We start from the raw sequence: 20,557 nt of genomic DNA, 5'->3' as shown, positions 1-20,557 counted from the left end.
TTGGGAGGATTGTCAATCATTTTTCTCACTTGAAACAAATTTCAAAAAATTTTTGATTTATTTTGGCAATACCTCTGCAATACGGGAGCAGATTTCTTCAACCATGGTCTCTGGAGCAGCAACATTTAGACGGGCATGGCCTTTGCCTTCTTGGCCAAAATCACTTCCTCTATTCAGGACGACCTTTGCCTCTTCTCGTAGCAGCTGAAAGAGCTGGTCATCTGTCAGGCCATAATCTGAAAAGTCCAGCCAAATCAGATAAGTCCCTTGAGGCTTCATGATCCGCAGGCGCGGTGCCTCTTTGGCAAAATAATCAACCACAAAATTCACATTCTTCTCCAGAACTTCCTTGAGCTCCATCAACCAAGACCAACCGTAACGATAGGCTGCTTCTGTAGCTAGAAATCCAAGACCAGGAATTTCATGCTGGTTATTGGCCAGCTGGCGTTTTTTAAACTGATGCCGCAAGCTAGGATTCTCAATCACAGCATAGGAATTTTTAGTTCCAGCAATATTAAAGGTTTTAGTCGCACTTGCTAAAATCAGACTAAAGTCCTTAAAGTCAGGCGAGACAGTATTAAAAGACTGATGTTCATGGCCAAACAGCGTCAAATCTTGGTGGATTTCATCTGAAACCAAGAGGACGCCGTATTTTTGGCAGAGGCGGCCAATTTTCTCTAACACTTCCCGTTCCCAAACTCGACCTCCAGGATTGTGCGGATTGCAAAGAACATAAATCTTGACTTCATTGTCTACAATGTCCCGCTCTAGCTTCTCAAAGTCAATCTGAAAGAGACCATCCTGCTCTATCAAAGAATTGGTAATAAGCTGACGATTATTGAGCTTGACACTGCGGGCAAAAGGTGGGTAAACAGGAGTGTTGATTAGAACAGCATCCCCTTCCTTGGTAAAGGCTTGGATAGCCGTCGAAATAGCAGGAACAACCCCCTCGATAAATACCAAAGCATCCCGATCAAAGGTATAGTCGTGCTCATCCCGCTCCCAATCTAGAACAGCATTGATTAGCTCTTCACTGGCATAGGTATAGCCATAGACCAACTGATTAGCGTAGTCATGAACAGCTTGCTGGATTTCAGGCAGGACTTCAAAATCCATATCCGCAATCCAGGCTGGCAGAACTTCTTTGTCCTTCTCCGCTTCTTTCCATTTATAAGTATGATGCCCTACACGACAGGGTGCTTTTTCAAAATTATATCTTCCCATATTATTCATTCTCCAAGGCTGCACGTAAATCGTCTACCAAATCTCGACTATCCTCAATTCCAATTGACAGGCGTAGCAAATCATCAGTTAAGCCATAAGAATGACGCACTTCCACTGGAATGTCTGCGTGAGTCTGGGTCGTCGGATAGGTAATCAAGCTCTCCACTCCTCCTAAACTTTCCGCAAAGGTAAAGACTTTCAGGCTATTTAGGAGATGAGGAATCTTGCCTTCGTCCACAACTTTAAAGGAAATCATACCACCCTTGCCTGGATAGAGAACCTCTTTTACCGCAGGAGATTGCTTCAGAAAAGCGACTACTTCTTGCGCATTCTGAGTAGAGCGCTCCATGCGTAGAGCCAGTGTCTTGAGACCGCGCAAAAGCAGATAGCTGTCAAAAGGAGACAGGACTGGCCCAGTTGTATTGAGATTATAGAAAAGCTTGTCATAAATAGCAGCATCATTAGTCATGATAGCTCCGGCCAAGACATCATTGTGCCCGCCCAGATACTTGGTTGCAGAGTGCAGAACAATATCTGCTCCATCCTCCAGCGGTCTTTGATAAATGGGACTATAGAAGGTATTATCCACAATGACAGCTGCTCCTCGCTCATGAGCTGCTTGGGAAATGCGGGCAATGTCAAACTCTACCATAAGAGGATTGGTCGGTGTCTCGATATAGACAATATCTATATCCTCTGTCAGATTATTCAGTAGTTCTTCTTCTGTATTGGCATAGGTAAAAGCAAAGCGCCCTTCTGCTTCAGCCTGAGCAAACCAGCGAAAAGAGCCACCATAGAGATCCCGAACAGCCAAAACCTTGCTGCCAACTGGAAAGGCACTAAAGGCCAGCACAATAGCCGACATACCAGAGCTAGTCGCTAGAGCATAATTTGCACTTTCGATAGCAGCCAGAGTCTCTTCCAAGCTAACCCGCGTTGGATTCTTGGTTCGAGTATAGTCATAACCTGTTGACTGACCAAACTCAGGGTGCTGGTAGGTTGTTGAAAAATGCAGGGGTGTTGTTAAAGCACCAGTTGTTTCATCTTTTTTTACCCCAGCCTGAGCCAGTAGTGTATTTAATTTTACGTCCTTACTCATATTAACCTTCCAATCCTTCGCTAATATTTCACCCTCTATTGTAACATCTTTTGAAAACATTTTTCTTTTTTCTTTTCAAGAGCTAGCTATAGTTTGAAACTATAATGTTAATGTTTTAGACATAGTAAAGATAAAAATTAAAAAGTCCTGCGGCTTTTTAATAGATATGAAAGCGTCGTCGCAGACTAGCCGCTTTTGAACCGATAAAGCGATCCATAAGACGAACTTTGAGTGCCAGTCCGCCATAAACAGCGAGGCCGATACCGCCAATCAGAGCTATATAGACAAAGCTGGAAATCCGACCGCTTGGATGAAGGAAGAGACCGATAAGAAGCTCTGCCACCAAGACAAAGATGGTCATCAGAACCGTCAGAATCACTGACAGGAGGCTCCGCTTAAAGAGGTTCTTAGGATTCAGACCTGTTACCTTGCGAATTTCCTGATACATGAGCAGGATTGGGATAATCAAACCAACTGTCGTCGCAAGAAGAGGACCATAAGCTTTGAAAAAATAAATCAAGGGTACTTGCAGCACCAGCTTGACTACTACTCCATAGAGGAAGTAAATAATAGCTTTTCGATTTTGGAAAAGGGCCTGAATCATCGGAGCCAACACCGTATATAGACTAAGGATAATGGTCTGCAGCATAGCAAAGATAAAAAGTCCCAGAGCTAAGCCGTCTGGCTTGCCATAGAAAACAGTATACAGAGGTTCCGCTACCAAAACAGCACCAATGGTTGCTGGCAAGATAAAGAAAATCAGCATACTAAGATTATCCTGCACCAAGCGGGCAGCCGAGCGAAAATCACCTTTGACATAGTTCTCGGTCAAAAGCGGAATCCCGACACCGCCGATAGAGGTTGCCACGGCAATTAAAATCATGGTGATTTTATTAGGATTTGCTGAGAAATAGGCAAACTGAACCAGCAGCTCGGATTTGCTGTACTTGCTAATCCAGCCCATGACATGGATAAAGGTAGCTTGGTCAATAATCTGAAAAAGCTGAATGGCAGATCCTGTGATAATGAAAGGAATGGCTTCACGAATGGTATCCCAGAGGAGGGCACGGCCATTGATCTCCCCTGCATTAGCAGGCTTATGAAGGATGGAAGTCAGCATACCTGTCTTCCAGAGATAGAAGGCTAAGACAGCCATGCTAGCAAGCATACCGATAAAGGCGGCAAAGGTGGACTGGGTAACCGCTTCTACATAGTTGCCAGAGCCGATTTTCATGATGAAAAAGGCTGTCAGCAGCATCCAGATAACCCGAATGACCTGCTCCGCAATCTGACTGATGGCATAAGGCTTAAGATTGTTAAACCCTTGGAAAAAACCTCGGATAACGCTCATCGATGGGAATATCAAAACAGCCAAAGACAGACTCTGCATGACTGGCACCAAGTCTGAACCACCGCCAGACATAGAAGCGAAAACTGGTGAAAGTAGGTACATCATCACTGCAAAGACAGCTCCCAAAAGCAACATAAACTTGAGAAACTCGCGAATCAAAGTAAAACTGTGCTCTTCCTTGTCAATGGTATTGTACTTAGCCACCTGCTTGGCCACTGCCACTGGCACGCCGGCTGTCGAAATCAGTAAAAACCAAGCATAAATATTGTAGCCCATAGTAAAAAGGCCGTTGGCCTCGGCGCCGTGCTTGCCCATCCAGATATACCAAGGAATGATATAGATGGCCCCCAGAAGACGACTGATAAAATTGCTGGCAGTTAGCCAGGCAGTTCCCCGCAGCATCTGCTGCTGCTGGCTTGTTGTTTCTTGGCTCATAGAAAACCTCTTCTATTTATTCTTCTTTTATTATAAACTTTTCCTTGCCTCTTGTAAAACCCAGCCATAAGGTTTACAATAGATTTATGATTAAAATTGAAACCGTATTAGATATTTTAAAAGAAGACCATAATTTTCGTGATATTGTCAAAGACGGAGAATACTTCTTCTCCTACAGCGGCTTAACTTTCGATTGTATCAGCTATGACAGCAGGGAAGCGGATGCCTCTACCCTCTTTTTTGTCAAGGGTGAGGCTTTTAAGAGAGAATTTCTAGAAAAAGCCGTCACAGCTGGCCTGCGCTTTTATATCAGCGAGACAGACTTTCAAGTGGGCATTCCGGTCCTCTTAGTCAACGATGTCAAGCAGGCCATGAGTCTCTTAGCCATGGAATTTTACGGCCATCCGGAGAAGAAACTCAAATTACTTGCCTTTACTGGCACCAAGGGTAAGACAACTACAGCTTATTTTGCCTATCAAATCCTTTCCCAAAGCCATCGACCTGCCCTGCTCTCGACTATGAACACTACTTTGGATGGCGAGACTTTTTTTAAGTCAACTCTGACTACACCAGAAAGTCTGGATCTTATCAAAATGATGGCCCAAGCCCTTGCTAATGGTCGGACTCATCTCATCATGGAAGTTTCCAGTCAGGCTTATCTCAAGAAAAGGGTCTATGGCCTAACCTTTGATGTGGGTGTCTTTCTTAATATCAGCCCAGACCATATCGGCCCTATTGAGCATCCGACTTTTGAGGATTATTTCTACAATAAGCGACTCTTGATGGACAATAGCCGAGCAGTTATCGTGAATAGCGACATGGACCATTTCCAAATCGTGAAAGAGCAAGTCGCTTCTATGGAACATGATTTCTATGGAGCAGGTTCTAACAATAGCATCATAGATTCTCAGGCTTTCAGCTTTGAAGCTGCTGGCAAGTTAGCTGGCCACTACGATATCCAGCTCATCGGCCGCTTCAATCAGGAAAATGCAGTAGCGGCTGGTCTTGCCTGTCTGCGACTGGGTGCTAGCCTCGAAGACATCAAAAAAGGAATTGCTGCAACCCGAGTACCAGGCCGTATGGAAGTTCTGACTCAGAAAAATGGTGCCAAAATCTTCGTTGATTATGCTCACAATGGCGTCAGCCTGAGCAACCTGCTGTCTGTGGTAGAGGAACACCAGAAGGGTAAGATTATCCTCCTCTTGGGTGCTACCGGCAACAAGGGTGAAAGCCGGCGCAAAGACTTCGGTCGCCTACTTAATCAGCATCCTGAGCTGACCGTTATCTTAACCGCGGACGACCCCAACTATGAAGACCCTCTAGCCATTGCGGAGGAAATCGCATCTTACATCTCCTATCCAGTGGAAAAAATAGCCGACCGAGAGGAAGCCATCAAAAAAGCTCTCAGCCTGACAGACCGAGAGGGAGATGCCGTCATTCTGGCCGGTAAAGGAGCGGATGCTTACCAAATCGTAGAAGGAGAAAAAGTAGCCTATCCAGGAGACTATGCACTTGCAGAAAAGTATTTATAAGAAAAAAGGCGAGCATATCGCCTTTTTATTGTCGTTTTGTAAAAATTAACGCCATTTAATCAGAACGTACATCAAGCTGGAGCCAAACATATCCGCCAAGGCGTGCATGAGAAAGAAAGGCAAGAGGTTCTTGACCTTGTACTTGTAAAGGAAATAGTAAAAGAGACCGTACACCACTCCGATAACCAAGGCCCACAGCATGCCCTGATAGGTGTGGAAAGAAATCCGAATGATAGTAGAGTAAGCCAGAGCCCACCACTTATACTTATCCTTAACAGAGGTCATAAGCCCCAGAAAGAAGAATTCCTCATAGAAGCCATTTAGAAGTCCGTAGAGAATGGCCATAGGTGTCAGTTCAGCAAATTTCCGGAAGATTTCCAGAATATCTACATAAGACCAGAGAGTTGGATCAAAGTAATTATACTCGCCGCTCAGTGTCGTTACAATGTCACCAAAGAACCCTACCACTACAAAAATAAGAGGAGTCCAAAGGAGAACCGACCAGCTCAGACGGATGGGAAGCTGCTTAAAGTCAAAGCGCCGAAGCAATAGGTAAAGAATGGTCAAGACCAGCATCAGTAGCTGAAAATTGAAATTACTAGAAAAAGCCGCTCCCTCACTGGCTGTATTGGTCACCGTTTCAGTCGCTCTTGTGCTGGCGGCTGGCGCAAAGCTAGCTAGATAAAGCTCTGTTGAGCGATAAATAAACTGCCCAAACATGAGCAGGGTAATCACTGCAATATCAAACCACCTCAGCTCTTTCAAAGGCTTAGAGGGGCGTAGGTTTGTCAATAATTTCATCATATTTCCTTTCACCACCTGTAAATTTATGTCATCATTTCAGGTTCTTTTTTATATTTCTATCTTAGCATGAAAAGCTTAAATTTTTATTATTTACAAATTTATAAAACTTTTTTATTGCTGCTTGCTGCTATTGGAAACAAAAAAGAGAGTTAAATTTTAACTCTCTTCTCACTATTCTTATTTATCCAAGCTGTTTTTGATACCTTCAACAGCACCTTCAACAGCTTCTTTAGCATCTTCAGCAACTTCTTTTGCTTTGGCAACTGTTTTTTCTACAAAGCCTTCTGCTTCGGTCTTGTTATCTCCTGTAACTTTGCCCACGCCTTCTTTAACAGCGCCCTTAGCTTGATCGAATTTATTTTCTAGTGACATATGATTGCCTCCGTTCTTTTTTACGGTTTCTGATACCGTTTACAGTAGTATAAGTTTTTTCTTTTCAAAGGTCAAATATTCTGCTCATACTATGGGAAAATCAGTCCAGATGAAAAGTCAATCTCTTCTTATCAAAGCTTGCCTGTAACTCATACTTGCCTGCTTCATTTTGTTGAATATAACCTAAAATTACTAAGCTATCAACAAAAATGTCCCGCCGCTTCTGCATGAGCTCATCCTTGCGGACATACTTGAGGAGGAAGGTCGTCATGTACTTGAGTGCATATTCGGGATTGACATCGCCTAAGATAGCATAGAGAGGCTTTTGTGCCTCAGACAGGGGATACTGGCGCTGCATCTTGTAAAAATAATTTGCCAAGGTTAGCTTATCCCGCAGAAAATCTGTCTCTTCCAGCAAAATCGCCGCATTGGTCTGATTGGAAAGCCGGGTCTCAAAGCGCTGATCCAACAATTCCTGATAGAGGGGACTATCATCACGGATAAAGACTTCCTGATCCAAACACAAGTCCTCCAAACTTTCCACAAAGGGCAGCGTCAGGTAATATAGCTTGTTCTCCCGCTTGATATAGCCAGCCTTGATATACTCTTCTATCGAGCGGTCAATGTTGGCCACGCCCTCAAACTCTCTCTTAATCTCCCGCAGAATCACTGCCTCATGCCGATCCAAATAATCAATCAGCTCCTGGAAAAAAGGCTGGCGCGTCAAACGGCTGGGATTGATGATTTTAATCATGAAGTTCTCCTTTGTAGATGAGTTTTCTTGACTGAGCCAACTGGCTAGGATTCGTCCCAGGCTGACCTATGGGAACCGCTAAGCCCAAGTCACGATAATACTCCTGCCAAAAATCAGAAATCAGATTTTTCTCATCGCCAAACTGCATGGGAATCGTATCAAAAATCGGCAAAATGTCCGCAATATACTCCGAACAGTAAAAACAATCGGACTGCGGATAAAAGCCGAAATTGTAAGGCTTTCCTAGATGCAATTTGGCCCTTTTAAAGACAGCATCTGCTTCAATAGCTGGATAGCGATATACGTCATAAACATCCTCATCCTGCCAAAAATCAGACAAATCTTGATTGACAACCCCCTTCTCATGGGTTGCATGATAAATCTCACCATTAAAAAAGATGGCCACGTGGCTGTATGAGCCAGTTGCTGCTCGGATGGCTGCAGCAATTTCTGAAGATCCGACTGTAAAAATCAAATCTCCATCTTGTAAATCTTGAATCTTCATTTCTCTCGCCTATCAAAAAAGGAGCCGAGACTCCTTTTTAAGTATGAGGGGAATAGCCCTCATCTAGTAACTTATTTCGTCATTTGAGCTCTTTAAGCATTAAAACTTTCTGTCAGTTGAGGCACCACTTGCTTCTTACGAGAAACAGCGCCTGCAAGGAAAGCATGGTTGTTTTCAAGAACAAAGTTGAAGGCTGCTTCGACCTTGTCCATATTGCTTCCGATAGCCAAAATTTCTGAGTTTGAGTTAATAATATCTGTAATCATCAAGACAAAGTCAGAGTAGCCATTATCAGCGATTGCTTTTTCAATAGCCGCTTCGATTTCTGCTTGACGCTCCAAAACTTCAGCAATATCAACTGTGTTGACCTGTGCCACACGGACATTATTTCCATTCAGCTCAAAGGTTTTCGCATCGATGTCAATCAATTCTTCAGCAGACTTGCTAGCCAAGTTTGTACCTGCCTTAAGCATTGCCAAACCATACTCTTCCAAGTTGACACCAGCTAGCTCAGCCAATTCTGGTGCAATGACCTTGTCAGTTGGATGAGTTGTTGGTGACTTGAGCAAGAGAGTATCAGAGATCAAACCAGACAGCATCAATCCTGCAATTTCTTTTGGAACTGCTACGCCGTGCTCCTTGAACATGCGGTAAACAATAGAGGAAGCAGATCCCACTGGCTCCAAGCGCATGTAGAGTGGACTAGCTGTTTCAAAGTTAGCAACACGGTGGTGGTCCACTACGCCATAAACTTCAACTTCAGCAATATCTGCCACAGACTGCTGGAATTCATTGTGGTCTGTCAGGATAACTTGTTCAGCTCCTTCTGCCTTGGCAGATGTAATCACGCGCGGTGCCGCCACGCCAAAGTAATCTAAAACAAATGCTGTTTCTTCATTAGGCTCACCCAGAGCAACAGCTTCTGTATCCAAGCCATAAGCTTCGCGAGCCAAATAAGCAAAAGCGTAAGATGAACCGATAGCATCTGAATCAGGATTTTGGTGACCGAAAACTAAAATTTTAGACATGATAAACCTCTTCTTTTATATAATGTTTATTGCATTTATTTTACCACAATTACAGGCATTTCACAAAAGCAGAAGGGCATTTTCTTAAGAAAAATGGACTGGTCATCCCACCAGCCCATTTATCCATACTCATAGTAGATTAGCTATTATGCACCCGATTCATATACTCTGTATAGGATTCAGTCTGCATGAGTTCCTTAGCATTCTTGACCCGATCAGCTGTTGGAGGCTTAACCCCTTCCAGCTTGTAAGGGATACCCAACTCCCGCCATTTGAATTCACCCATGGTATGGTAAGGTAGAATTTCAAACTTATCAACATTCTTCAGCGTCTTTACAAATTTACCTAGCTCAATCAGGTCATCATCACGGTCGGTCAATCCTGGCACCAAGACATGGCGAATCCAGACTGGCTTTCCAATGTCAGATAGGTACTTGGCACAGGCCAAGATATTCTTGTTGGTCTGGCTGGTCACTATTTTGTGTTGTTCTTCATTAATTTCCTTGATATCTAGCAGGACAAGGTCGGTGACTGCCATAAGCTTGTCAAATTTTTTCAGGTAGCGGGGCGTATTTCTAAAAGGTAGGGCACAGGTATCCAATGTACAGTGAATGCCCAGCTCCTTAGCCTTGGTAAAGAAGGCGATCAGAAAATCAATCTGCAGCAAGGCTTCTCCTCCGCTGACGGTGATGCCGCCTTTATTGCCCCAGAAGCCCTTATAACGGAGAGCTTCTTGCAAGACATCGTCCACGGTCCGCAGCTGAGATTTGTTGGTCTCCATCTCCCAAGTATCCGGATTATGGCAATACTGGCAGCGCATATGGCAGCCCTGCAAAAAGACAATAAAACGGATACCCGGTCCATCAACTGCTCCAAAACTTTCGGTGGAGTGGACCATGCCCGTTACCTTTCCATAATCAACTGCTTCTTCAATTTTCTCTTCAACCATCGCGCAACCTCTTAACTCTGAAAACGTTTTATTACTAACTACATTATAACATGATTAAAGCAAAAATAGACTTAATTTGCCTATTTTTTAGAAAACAAACTGTTTTTCAGTTTCATTTTCAGTGTTTTACAACAGATAAAACTTTAGGGCGAAAGCTGATTAAGACTTGCTCTTAGAAGCTGGCGAATAAAAAATCAGGGCAGAATCTTTATTCCACCCTGATCTCACTTTTTAAATTGATTTTAGTTAATTTCTGCTTCTCTTTTTGAGAGTAAAAGCAAACATTAGCAGGAGCAATCCCAAGACTGTCCAGCCACTCTTATTTTGGCCGGTCTGCGGGAGTCCCTTCTTCTTGCTGCTAGCTGTCTGACCTTGTCCAGTTTGATTGGACGATGGAGGATTGGTCTGAGAAGGAACTCCTTGATCTACTGCTACAGAAGATTGTCCACTTGATTGAGACGGTTGGGAGCTGTCAGATGTTGAAGCTGCAACATCCTTAGAAAAGTCCAGCTGCACCACTACTGGATCATGGTCTGAAGCTCTGCCATGTTCTTCCATGAAAGAGGCATTGATATGTACAGGCGCAAAGACAGCCTTGCCTGCCAGGTTCTTCGAAATGAAAATGTTATCCAAGCTTTGGTTGCTGCCGCGGTAGAAGTAGGAATAACGGTCAGCCGCATCATGTTCCTGCATGAGATTAATGAGTTCATTACCTGCCAGTGCTTTAGCTGTTTCAGAAAATTCAAAATCATTGAAATCACCAGTCAGCACAAACTTAAGGTTAGGATTTTGTCTCAGTCCTTCCTGAACAAAGCTATTTAAAATTTTAGCCTGCTCAATTCGGGCTGCCTGCGTATGCTGAACTGCTGGCTGAGCGGAACCATAAACGGCATCATCCCCAATCTTGGACTTCAAATGATTAGCAATAACGACGATATGCTGTCCCTTGAATTCAAACTCAGCTGCCAAGGATTTACGAACCTTGGTAAAGGCTGGATTGGTCGGTTCGATTCGGGCAGGATTCTTAACCAAATGGCCACCAGAGAAGCTAGCTGCTTCATCACTATTACCAGCATCTTTCTCAACTAATTTTACACGATTTGGATTGTAGAGAAAAGCCACGCGGATATTGGAGCCAGGCTTGCCGCCATCTTGACCGTCAAGGGGGGCAACTTCGGTGTACTTGTAAGTTTTTCCGCCCAGTTCTTTGATGCGGGCCGCTAGTTTCTCACCACTTTTGACACCGCTGGTCGTTCCGTCATTGACACTGCCATTCTCGTCTTGAACCTCAATGAGCGTGATGATATCTGGACTATGAATTTCATTGATAAAGGAATTAGCGATTCTAGTCACTTTTTCCTCAGGCGTTTCACCTTTTTTAGCATTAGCAGAAAAATTCTCGATATTGTAGGAAGCAACAGTCAGCTTGTCCTCACTTGGATAGATAGGAGAGACCTGTCTCTGCAAGCCCCCGTCCACCAAATCAGGCAGCTGAGTCGGCTCCAACTTGTAAACCTTCCCACGATAGGTCACGACTCCAACCACATCACCATTGAAATAATCCTTGGCCTTGGCAATGAATTTATTGCCAACATAGACTGGAATGGTTGCGGTATTTTGAGCGTTTGGACGAAGATTGAGACCTCCGATATTGTTTAATGGCAAGGCTTGGTAGCCTTCAGGTAAGACATAAATGTCTCCACGGTACTGCGGGCCTAGAACTCGGGGCCTCTTCACCGTCGTCAACATTCCTTCCAAACTTTCCCAGTAGTCCAACGCTTCACTTTGAGGTTGATAGTTATTAATATCGTTATCGACCGTATCCTTAGGCATATTAGCCACGATGTCTACTGGAGCAGGTAAGTCAGCTTTCCCTTCCTTGATCACCTTGGAAGCGACAAGCATGGTGACTGTCATGCTATCACTGGGCTTGTTGAAAGTTTGCCCCTGACGAACGCTGAGCTCTTCCATATAACCTTCTTTGACGCGTCCTTCAAGACTAAGTTTGTCTCCGACATCGACTTTTTCTTTAGAAACAACATAAAGAGCATCAGAAGTCCTACTGTTTCCATCAGGAGTCACGTCTTGAACATAAAAACCATAACGGTCTGTTTTCGTCACAACTACATTGGAAACTTGAACTTCCTTGTCCCCATAGGGAGAGGCTTGTGATTCTCCCTGAATGGTTCCTACATTTGGAACAACTTCTGGTCCGCTAGTCGCAGCTTGTGCTGCAGCAGGGGCTTGGTCTGCCTTTCCCACTGCCTCTTCAGAAGTTGCCCTTGACTCTCCCGATTCTGCAGAAGAGCTCTCTGATTGACTGGCAACCGACGCATCGCTTACGGCCGGATTCTCTGTGAGAGCTGCCGCATCTGAAGTCGACGAACTTACCGCTTCTTCTGCTCCGACTGGTTGGACAGAAAAAAGCAGGGACAGAAAAGCAGCTAGCAAAACCACTGTGGGAAAAAGCTGCTTGTAAGAAACTTGTTTTTTCATGAACTTCTCCTTTTCTGTATAAATGTATATTATCCTATTTAATTTTTATTATAAAGAAAAGAATCAAATTTTGCAAAGGCTTTCTTAAAATTCTGTATTAGTTTCTCTTACTTCAGAAAAATACTTGCCTAGACTGGCCCAACACAGAAAAAAGAATCTGGAATTTTTTCCAGATTCTTTCGAGACTTTAGTTTTCACCTACTAAGATAGCCAAGGTTTCGTATGGCTGCAAGGTCATCACATGGTCAATCTGAGTCTTGCCGTAATTGGATAGGAGAACCTGACCATTTTGATAATCCGGCAGGATGTCCACGGTAATCGGATCAGCATAAAAGTTGTTAAGGACTAAAAGTTTTTGTCCTTGCCACTCCCGCTCAAAGGCATAGACCTGGGGACTGTCTTCATAGGCTGGCTGATAGCTACCTTCTGCAATGATTGGCAGTTCCTTACGCAGGGCAATCAATTTCTGATAAAAGGTAAAGATTGGTCCCTTGATTTCATTTTCCACATTGATAAGAGGATAGGATTTGCCCGCCTTCAGCCATGGAGTTCCTGTTGTAAAACCTGCATTGACTGAATCATCCCACTGCATAGGTGTCCGAGAATTATCACGAGATTTAGTCTTGATAATCCTGAAGGCTGCCTCTGGCGATTGACCTTCAGCAAGCAGACTCTGGTAAGCATTGAGAGACTCGACATCCACATAATCTTCCATGGAGTCGTAGTCAGGGTCCACCATACCAATCTCCTCACCCATGTAGATATAAGGCGTCCCTCGCGACAGATGAATACTGGCTGCCAACATGGTCGCCCCTTCATTGCGGAAATCCTCTACATCGACAAAGCGATTGAGAGCTCGCGGCTGATCATGGTTGTTCCAAAAGAGGGCTGACCAGCCATCATGATCACTCATTTCCTTGCCCCAAGTATGGAAGAGGCGTTTTAACTCTTCAAAGTCAAAAGCCTTAAGCGTCCACTTCTGTCCAGCTTCATAGTCCACCTTGAGATGATGGAAATTAAAAGCCATAGATAGCTCCTGCCGGTCTGGTGCGGTGTAAAGGATGCAGTTTTCAATCGTCGTTGCACTCATTTCGCCAACCGTCATAAAGGAATCGTCCTGCCCAAAAGTTGCTTCGTTCATCATACGCAGATAGTCATGGACGATTGGCTTATCGGTATAGGCTGGCTTGCCCTCCTGCTCTGGACAGTCCGTCAGCACTTCATCTTTTCCGATGACGTTGATGACATCAAAGCGGAAGCCATTGACTCCTTTATCTCGCCAAAAATTCACCACCTTGAAGAGCTCTTGACGAACATTGGGGTTGCGCCAGTTAAGATCAGCTTGAGTCACATCATAGAGATGCAGATAATATTTGCCCGTATCCCCAAATGGTGCCCAGGCACTGCCGCCAAACTTGGACAGCCAGTCCGTTGGCTCATCCCGCAGGATAAAGAAGTCCTGATAGTAGGAATCCCCAGCCAGAGCCTTTTGGAACCACTCATGTTCAATCGAACAGTGATTTAGAACCATATCCAGCATAAAGTCAATCCCATGCTGCTGGCCAACCTTGACCATCTCTTCAAAATCTGCCATATCTCCAAAGATAAGGTCTACCGCAGTATAGTCAGAAATATCATAACCATTGTCCCGTTGCGGACTCGGATAGAAAGGATTGAGCCAGACCATGTCCACTCCCAGCTCTTTTAGATAAGGAATCTTCTCAATAATCCCGCGAAAATCTCCCAAACCATTGCCAGTCGTGTCTTTAAAAGATTTTGGATAAATTTGGTAGACAACCTTTGTTTTATCAAGTGCCATATTTTCTCCTTTTTTGAGAAAAGGGACAGATTTTAAAGAACCGTCCCTTTCTATAGTCATTCATTTTTCTTTAAAGTGGCTTAGCGTTCATCAACTGACTACCTCGCTTAACTGCCCGAGGAAGTTGTTCAAGCTCCTCCACTTGATAACTGTCTGAGTTTGTAATGATGACTGGTGTTTCCGTTACATAGCCCGCTTTCTTGATCATGTCTATATCAAAGGAAATGAGCTTGTCGCCTGCCTTGACCTTATCCCCTTGAGACACAAAACCTTCAAAGCCTTTGCCTTCCAGATTGACAGTGTCCATTCCGATATGCATCAGGATTTCAACCCCTTCATCTGACAAGATGCCAATTGCATGCTTGGTTGGGAAGAAGACGGTTACTCTACCATTAACTGGTGAAACCAACTCACCTTGGCTAGGAACGATGACAACTCCACGCCCCATCAAACCTTGTGCAAAGACAGGATCCGTTGCCTGACTCAATTCTTTGACTTCTCCTGCCAGCGGACTAGTAATCGTTACAGGAGCTGATAAATCAGCTGCTTGCACCTCTGGAGATGACTCGGCTTTGGAAGTCCCAGCAAATTCTGCTTCTTCCAGAGCTGCAAACTCAGCTTTCAATTCTGGATCTTCCTCATTCTTCGTTAAGAAGCCTGTCTTGTGGAAAAAGAAAGTCAGGAACATTGGTACAAGGATTGCTACAAGCATAACTCCTGCAAATGGAATCATATATTTTGCCTGGATAGAAAGGATACCTGGTAAACCACCAATACCAATGGCATTTGCTGTTATATTAAAGGTTACAGAAAGCAGACCCGCAATAGACGAACCAATCATTCCCGCAACAAATGGATAAACGTACTTGACATTGACCCCGAAGAGAGCAGGCTCAGTAACACCAAGGTAAGCTGAAATGGTTGCAGGCAGGGAAATTTGCGCTTCCCGCTCATCATGGCGTTTCATAAGGTAATAAGCAAATACAGCTGAACCTTGAGCAATATTAGATAGAGCAATCATTGGCCAAAGACCAGTACCACCGGCATCAGCTACCAACTGAGTATCAATGGCATTGGTCATATGGTGAAGACCTGTGATAACAAATGGAGCATAAAGGGCACCAAATACTGCGCCAAAGAGCCATTTAACTGGACCAGTTAAACCTGCAAGTACAACTGTTGAAATCCCCTGACCGATTGTCCAACCGATAGGACCCAAGACAGTATGAGCCAGAATCAGAGCAGGAATCAATGATAAGAATGGCACAAAAATCATAGACACTACTTCTGGAATATGTTTACGCCAAAAGATTTCCAGATAAGATAGAGATAAACCTGCTAAAAGGGCCGGAATAACCTGAGCTTGGTAACCAACACGATTGACAGTGAAGAAACCGAAATCCCAAACCCAGTCCTTAGCGATTTCAGCTGCTGGTGTCGATGCTACTGAATAAGCATTGAGCAATTGTGGTGACACCAAACAGATTCCCAAGACAATCCCAAGAATTTGGCTAGTTCCCATTTTACGAGAAACAGACCAAGTGATTCCTACCGGCAGGAATTGGAAAATTGCTTCTCCCGGAAGCCACAAGAAATGGTTAATTCCAGACCAGAATTTGGATACCTCTGTGATTGTTTTCCCATCCAACATAGACCAATGCACGCCCTCAAGGACATTTCGGAAGCCAAGGATTAACCCTCCGACAATCAAAGCTGGAATGATCGGGGTGAAAATTTCCGCCAGAGTGGCCATAACCCGCTGAAGGGGATTTTGCTTGCTCTTGGCAGCAGACTTGGCTGCTTCTTTTGATACTCCCTCAATACCTGATACAGCAGTGAAGTCATTGTAAAAGATTGGCACATCATTTCCAATGATGACTTGGAATTGCCCAGCATTTGTAAAAGTTCCCTTGACCACTGGGATTGTCTCAATGGCCTTGACATTGGCCTTTTTATCGTCGCCAAGTACAAAGCGCATCCGCGTTGCACAATGGCTAACTGCTGTGACATTCTCTTTGCCGCCGATTGCATCTAGCAGATCTTTAGCTTCCTTCTCAAATTTTCCCATTTGACTAATGGCTGAATGAGAATCCAGCACTCTCCTTATATTTTTTACGAGTCGGTTTTTCAACACATCTCTACAAATTATTGTAATCGATTCCAAAGATGTATGCAAGTTGTTTGTTGAAAAAAGCCCACTTTTTTGATAAAATTTTCTGGGTTGTATGTAAAAAAGAAAACAAGTGGAGTTTATGATGAAGAAATATAAACAATTATTCAAACAAATTGAGAAAGATATTTTAGACGAGCGTTATGCAGTCGGGGACTTCTTGCCCAGCGAACACCAGCTGACAGAAGACTACCAGGTCAGCCGCGACACTGTTCGCAAGGCTCTGGCGCTGCTGCAAGAAGAAGGATTGATTGAAAAAGTCCGCGGACAGGGTTCCAAAGTCATCAAGCATGAACAGTTTGACTTTCCTGTGTCTAAGCTGACCAGCTATCAAGAAGTAGTCAAGCAGAATAATATGCAGTCCAAAACCAATGTTGTCAGCTTGGAAAAGATTACCGTAGATCAGAAACTGTCCGACATCACTGGTTTCCCTCCCTACCGACTGGTTTGGCGAATCGTCCGTCAGCGCGTTGTAGACCAAGTCGCCTCTGTCTTAGATATTGACTATTTAGACAAGGGAATCGTCCCTGACTTGACAAGGGAAATCGCTGAGCAGTCCATTTATGCCTATTTGGAAAATGACTTAAAACTTAACATTGCCTATGCCAAAAAGGAATTTACCATTGACCCCGCCAATGACCGAGACAAGATTCTCATGGACCTAGGCAAGGATCAGCAGGTCGTCTCTGTCAAATCCCAGGTCTATCTGGCAGACGGCCGCCAGTTTCAATATACCGAGAGCCGGCACAAGCTAGACAAATTTCGCTTTGTGGATTTTGCTAAGCGTCAGAAAGAATAACCTTGATTTCCATCCAGACCACAAAACCACCTCTGCCTTCCAGCTGGCAGAGGTGATTTCTTTTATGAGTAGTCTAAGGCTGCTTTGTTTTGGAGCGACAAAGAGCCTCAAAATTTCTTTTTACTTGTTTTAGGAGATTTATATGAAAAAATTAGTTAAGGGCTTCTGCTGCTTTTTAAACGTTACTGATTCTTATTACTTCCTTTCTTACTTTTGCGCCTGAGAGAATGTCAATACTTGCTTATCATATAGGCTAACTTTAGATTTCATTGGACTGTCCTCATTTCTATTTTGATGGTATTAGTATAATCCCAGAAACTTAAGACAGACTTATAAAAAACTTGAAGGAAACTTAAAAGGCTGACATTAAATATCACTTTTTCATACTGCATTGATATATGATATTTTTACAGTCTATACTTGAGAATTCTCAGCTTTCCTTCTTTTATAATATTCATCCTCCAATCGGTCTAAGTCTTTCCGATATTTAGCGGTTATTTCTTCCCTCTCTTCACTAAGTGCATCAAAAAATTTTCTGAAAGACAAATCAAATTGTTCCATATTGTCATTCATCTTACTAACTGCTCGATATATCTCATCAGTTGAATGATTTCTAGAATAGTAAAGCAATTGTTCACTTAATAAATCCGTCTTTCTCCGAGCGTCTAATCTCATAGAATCCAGTGCTTCTTCAACTTGCTCTATTTTCTTTAATTCTTGCTTATATTTCTCTTCTAGTCTGAATATCTGTTCCATAGCAGACCTCATTTAATAGGGGTTTGCAGATTTGGTTGTGGAATATTTGTTAGATAATTTGTCGCAGCTGTCGCAGCATTACCAGAAAATCCACCCTTTAGACTGTTATTGAGAGTAGCAGTAGCAAAATCAGACATCTGTAGCTTTTGCTCAGCCAACCAAGCAGCTAAAAGACTAGACTGCGCTGTAACCTTAGATTTCTCCGATTGAATCAGAGCATCGATCATCTCCCGTTCTTGAGCCTTCATTAGTTCAACAAGATTATTATTCGCTGTTAATTCTATTCTTCTGAGATTTACCATAGTTCCTCCTACTTGCTACTAAACTGTATACTTCCTTGACGATCCACTTCTTCGAGTCTATCAGCTGCTTGGCGTATATTAGAACCAAAAATATCCAATTTCTGTTTGTAAGAAGCCGCCTCACTTAGCGTTGCTTCTTCAACCCCACTATCCCAACAAGTCTCCAATGTAAATTGGGACAAGAGCGATTCCAACTCATCATCCGATAAATAGATTCTGCTACCATAAGCTATCAATCGGAGTGATGTCACCATGTTTTCAATATTTTGCTTATATTCGCTCAATTTTTGCTTGATTAGCTCTTCAAACTCTGCTCCTTGCTGTTCAGCTAAATCCGCAACTGCCGTCACAAGATCTTTTCGTAGATAAATCAGCTGGCTCCCACTAGCGCTTGAAAAACCAGACTGAGCCAAAGAAATTGTCTCAATCGCACGATTAATAGTCAATAAGCGCTTATATCTAGCCTCAGGTATAAATTCACCATATATCTTTTTATACTCTTTAACATAGTATTCTTCATCATGCTTATCCCAGAATGGTGACTGTTCCGCTTTAATTTTAGCGGCTTTGCGTACCTGCTTCTCCGTCATACCAACAAAAAACTCTCCCTTTTTGGCATACCAGTCCAAATCTAGCATATTGCCAATCTTGGGCGGAAACTTTTCATAGTATTCGCGAATGAAGTAAGCTTCATCGTGTTTGTCCCAGATAGGTGTTCGCTCAGCTTTGATTTTAGCAGCTGCACGCACCTGCTCTGGGGTCATCCCTGATACAAACTCTCCTTCCTTAGCATACTTTTCTGTATCCAGTTTATTGCCAATAATATAGAATTTTGCTGGGTTATGATCTTCTGCAGGCGAATGCAGTCCTTGCGTTCCTTCACGGGAAATAATATTAGCATATGGAATCCGCCCACCATTGCTATCCATTATGGTCGTATCTTTCGTATTAGCATCATAGGTGGTGACATGTCGATTGATATATGCTAAATCACTGGCAGTAAAATTCCCCTTATCAAGAGCAGCTTGAGCTCCCCAGTCTGTAAAATTGACAACCATAGGGACGTTATGTTCCGCTGCTATCTTGACAACTGGAGTCGCTGACTGACTAAAACCACTCATGGCATAAATTCTGACCGGCTGGGTTAGCTTCTTGTCACCTACTTCTGTAATCTTCTGGACACGCTGATAAAAAGCTTCAATATCCTCATATTGAGCTGTCATCCCATCTCCGTAGGCACCTCCTCCAAAGGCATTGTAAGTTGAAGCCCAATGGTCTGAACTGAGAATATTGACATGAACTGGCTGGGTTCCAGCTACTGTGACAATAGTCTGTGAAACAATGGGCTCTCCATTAGCATCCAAGGGGGCTACTGCAATAGCCTGAGTGACTCCCTCCATTCGGTCAATGATTTGAAATGTTTGACCTGTATCCGTATTTACTATTTTTTTTTGAGATGAATCTGTTGAAAAATCTTTAGTATTTTTCTGTAAGTACTGAATGTCTTGGTGTGTTACTGCCATTCGAAAGCCTCTCTTCCCTGCACTCGTCTAATTTCCAAATTATAGATAATCTCAGCTTGGGGACTGCCTTGGCTATTTTTTTCTACACCTTTTAGATGTCCCTCACGAGAAAAAGCAGTCATCACTTCATCCGTAAATTCCTCTTTTTGTAATTTTAACTGCTCTGGAAGGTGTTGATATACTTCTGAGCTAACAGACTCGCGTTCATTATTTCGCAGATAGACAATCTCTGACCCGTCATTGACGTTAAAGCTTAAGTCAAGACCGGCAAGAGTTCCATAATCTGGCACTGCCATATCTAGCACTCCATCATTTCGTAGATAGACTTTATTTCCATAACTATCATAAACAACTGGGACTATACGAGCGTTTACAAAACTTTCTCCTCCCCCCCCACTGATAAAAATCGGAGAAAATTCGATTTTACTGACACCGCTGTAATGCTCTTTTAGGTAGGTGGCGATTTGTTCCTCATAAAGTTGAAAACCATGCCGGTAGAGATTATCCACTTTCATTCGATCCATATAAAATTTACCTCCTATTACTAGTACAAAAAAACAAAGCAAAGATAAAAGAATAGATTTTGTTCGTTTAGACATACAAACCTCCTTTTCTTTATATATTAATTTTACCATAAAA

18 protein-coding genes are annotated in these 20,557 nt (G+C 43.2%); 2 read left to right on the top strand and 16 right to left on the bottom strand.

All coding sequences use genetic code 11. The features are described from left to right. Window positions 1-57: 57 nt before the first annotated feature. The 3 genes from O3620_RS04975 to O3620_RS04965 all read right to left on the bottom strand — a co-directional run bounded on the left by O3620_RS04975 (window position 58) and on the right by O3620_RS04965 (window position 4,109). Complete coding sequence (locus O3620_RS04975) at window positions 58-1,233, bottom strand: MalY/PatB family protein (protein WP_002899790.1); 1,176 nt, start codon at window positions 1,231-1,233, stop codon at window positions 58-60. Further along, a complete protein-coding gene (locus O3620_RS04970; protein WP_002914600.1) occupies window positions 1,226-2,383 on the bottom strand; it encodes a cystathionine gamma-synthase in 1,158 nt (385 codons plus the stop codon). Before O3620_RS04970 ends, O3620_RS04975 begins: the two co-directional genes overlap by 8 nt. Window positions 2,384-2,480: 97 nt before the next feature. Then, window positions 2,481-4,109 carry an oligosaccharide flippase family protein gene (locus tag O3620_RS04965; protein WP_371601494.1) on the bottom strand — a complete coding sequence of 543 codons (1,629 nt, stop codon included), beginning with the start codon at window positions 4,107-4,109 and terminating at the stop codon, window positions 2,481-2,483. Window positions 4,110-4,195: 86 nt separating this feature from the next. On the opposite strand from O3620_RS04965, the gene O3620_RS04960 reads away from it, so the two are divergent. Further along, window positions 4,196-5,641, top strand: a complete 1,446-nt coding sequence (locus O3620_RS04960; RefSeq protein ID WP_371601493.1) for a UDP-N-acetylmuramoyl-L-alanyl-D-glutamate--L-lysine ligase — start codon at window positions 4,196-4,198, stop codon at window positions 5,639-5,641. Window positions 5,642-5,686: 45 nt separating this feature from the next. Here the strand turns inward: O3620_RS04960 and O3620_RS04955 are convergent, their stop codons facing one another. From O3620_RS04955 to treP, 9 genes are all read right to left on the bottom strand, one after another. Then, window positions 5,687-6,442, bottom strand: a complete 756-nt coding sequence (locus O3620_RS04955) for a CPBP family intramembrane glutamic endopeptidase (protein ID WP_023916573.1) — start codon at window positions 6,440-6,442, stop codon at window positions 5,687-5,689. A 180-nt stretch (window positions 6,443-6,622) separates the two neighbouring features. Beyond that, window positions 6,623-6,817: a CsbD family protein gene (locus O3620_RS04950; RefSeq protein WP_002894655.1), complete on the bottom strand. Its 195-nt coding sequence runs from the start codon at window positions 6,815-6,817 to the stop codon at window positions 6,623-6,625. A gap of 100 nt (window positions 6,818-6,917) precedes the next feature. Beyond that, complete coding sequence (locus O3620_RS04945) at window positions 6,918-7,571, bottom strand: DUF1803 domain-containing protein (protein ID WP_371601492.1); 654 nt, start codon at window positions 7,569-7,571, stop codon at window positions 6,918-6,920. Then, window positions 7,564-8,076 (bottom strand): YiiX/YebB-like N1pC/P60 family cysteine hydrolase, encoded by a 513-nt coding sequence (locus tag O3620_RS04940; RefSeq protein WP_049544211.1) that lies wholly within the window; start codon window positions 8,074-8,076, stop codon window positions 7,564-7,566. The genes O3620_RS04945 and O3620_RS04940 overlap by 8 nt, the downstream gene beginning before the upstream one ends. A 92-nt stretch (window positions 8,077-8,168) precedes the next feature. Continuing rightward, a complete protein-coding gene (locus O3620_RS04935; RefSeq protein WP_002899779.1) occupies window positions 8,169-9,104 on the bottom strand; it encodes a manganese-dependent inorganic pyrophosphatase in 936 nt (311 codons plus the stop codon). Window positions 9,105-9,243: 139 nt separating this feature from the next. Beyond that, a complete protein-coding gene (pflA, locus tag O3620_RS04930) occupies window positions 9,244-10,053 on the bottom strand; it encodes a pyruvate formate-lyase-activating protein (protein ID WP_002894645.1) in 810 nt (269 codons plus the stop codon). 246 nt (window positions 10,054-10,299) lie between these two features. Then, window positions 10,300-12,549 carry an endonuclease/exonuclease/phosphatase family protein gene (locus O3620_RS04925; RefSeq protein ID WP_371601491.1) on the bottom strand — a complete coding sequence of 750 codons (2,250 nt, stop codon included), beginning with the start codon at window positions 12,547-12,549 and terminating at the stop codon, window positions 10,300-10,302. A gap of 187 nt (window positions 12,550-12,736) precedes the next feature. Further along, window positions 12,737-14,368, bottom strand: a complete 1,632-nt coding sequence (gene treC, locus O3620_RS04920; RefSeq protein ID WP_033179200.1) for an alpha,alpha-phosphotrehalase — start codon at window positions 14,366-14,368, stop codon at window positions 12,737-12,739. 70 nt (window positions 14,369-14,438) lie between these two features. Next, window positions 14,439-16,436, bottom strand: coding sequence for a PTS system trehalose-specific EIIBC component (gene treP / locus O3620_RS04915; protein ID WP_033179201.1), 1,998 nt, complete (start codon window positions 16,434-16,436; stop codon window positions 14,439-14,441). A gap of 187 nt (window positions 16,437-16,623) precedes the next feature. Between treP and treR the strand changes: the two genes are divergently transcribed. Beyond that, window positions 16,624-17,337, top strand: coding sequence for a trehalose operon repressor (gene treR, locus O3620_RS04910; protein WP_371601590.1), 714 nt, complete (start codon window positions 16,624-16,626; stop codon window positions 17,335-17,337). A 414-nt stretch (window positions 17,338-17,751) separates the two neighbouring features. Here the strand turns inward: treR and O3620_RS04905 are convergent, their stop codons facing one another. From O3620_RS04905 to O3620_RS04890, 4 genes are read right to left on the bottom strand one after another with little or no spacing between them, the layout of a single operon-like run. Continuing rightward, a complete protein-coding gene (locus O3620_RS04905) occupies window positions 17,752-18,093 on the bottom strand; it encodes a hypothetical protein (protein WP_223311173.1) in 342 nt (113 codons plus the stop codon). Between the two features lie 8 nt (window positions 18,094-18,101). Then, window positions 18,102-18,395, bottom strand: a complete 294-nt coding sequence (locus tag O3620_RS04900; protein WP_011837335.1) for a hypothetical protein — start codon at window positions 18,393-18,395, stop codon at window positions 18,102-18,104. Window positions 18,396-18,403: 8 nt separating this feature from the next. Then, a complete protein-coding gene (locus tag O3620_RS04895; RefSeq protein WP_011837336.1) occupies window positions 18,404-19,918 on the bottom strand; it encodes a hypothetical protein in 1,515 nt (504 codons plus the stop codon). After that, complete coding sequence (locus O3620_RS04890; RefSeq protein WP_011837337.1) at window positions 19,909-20,517, bottom strand: hypothetical protein; 609 nt, start codon at window positions 20,515-20,517, stop codon at window positions 19,909-19,911. The genes O3620_RS04895 and O3620_RS04890 overlap by 10 nt, the downstream gene beginning before the upstream one ends. Window positions 20,518-20,557 lie beyond the last annotated feature (40 nt).

This window comes from Streptococcus sp. 27098_8_134, from assembly GCF_041431675.1.
Classification (GTDB): Bacteria; Bacillota; Bacilli; order Lactobacillales; family Streptococcaceae; genus Streptococcus; species Streptococcus sanguinis_R.
Note: the sequence above shows the minus strand (reverse complement) of the source record. Positions and strands in the feature narration are given on the sequence as shown.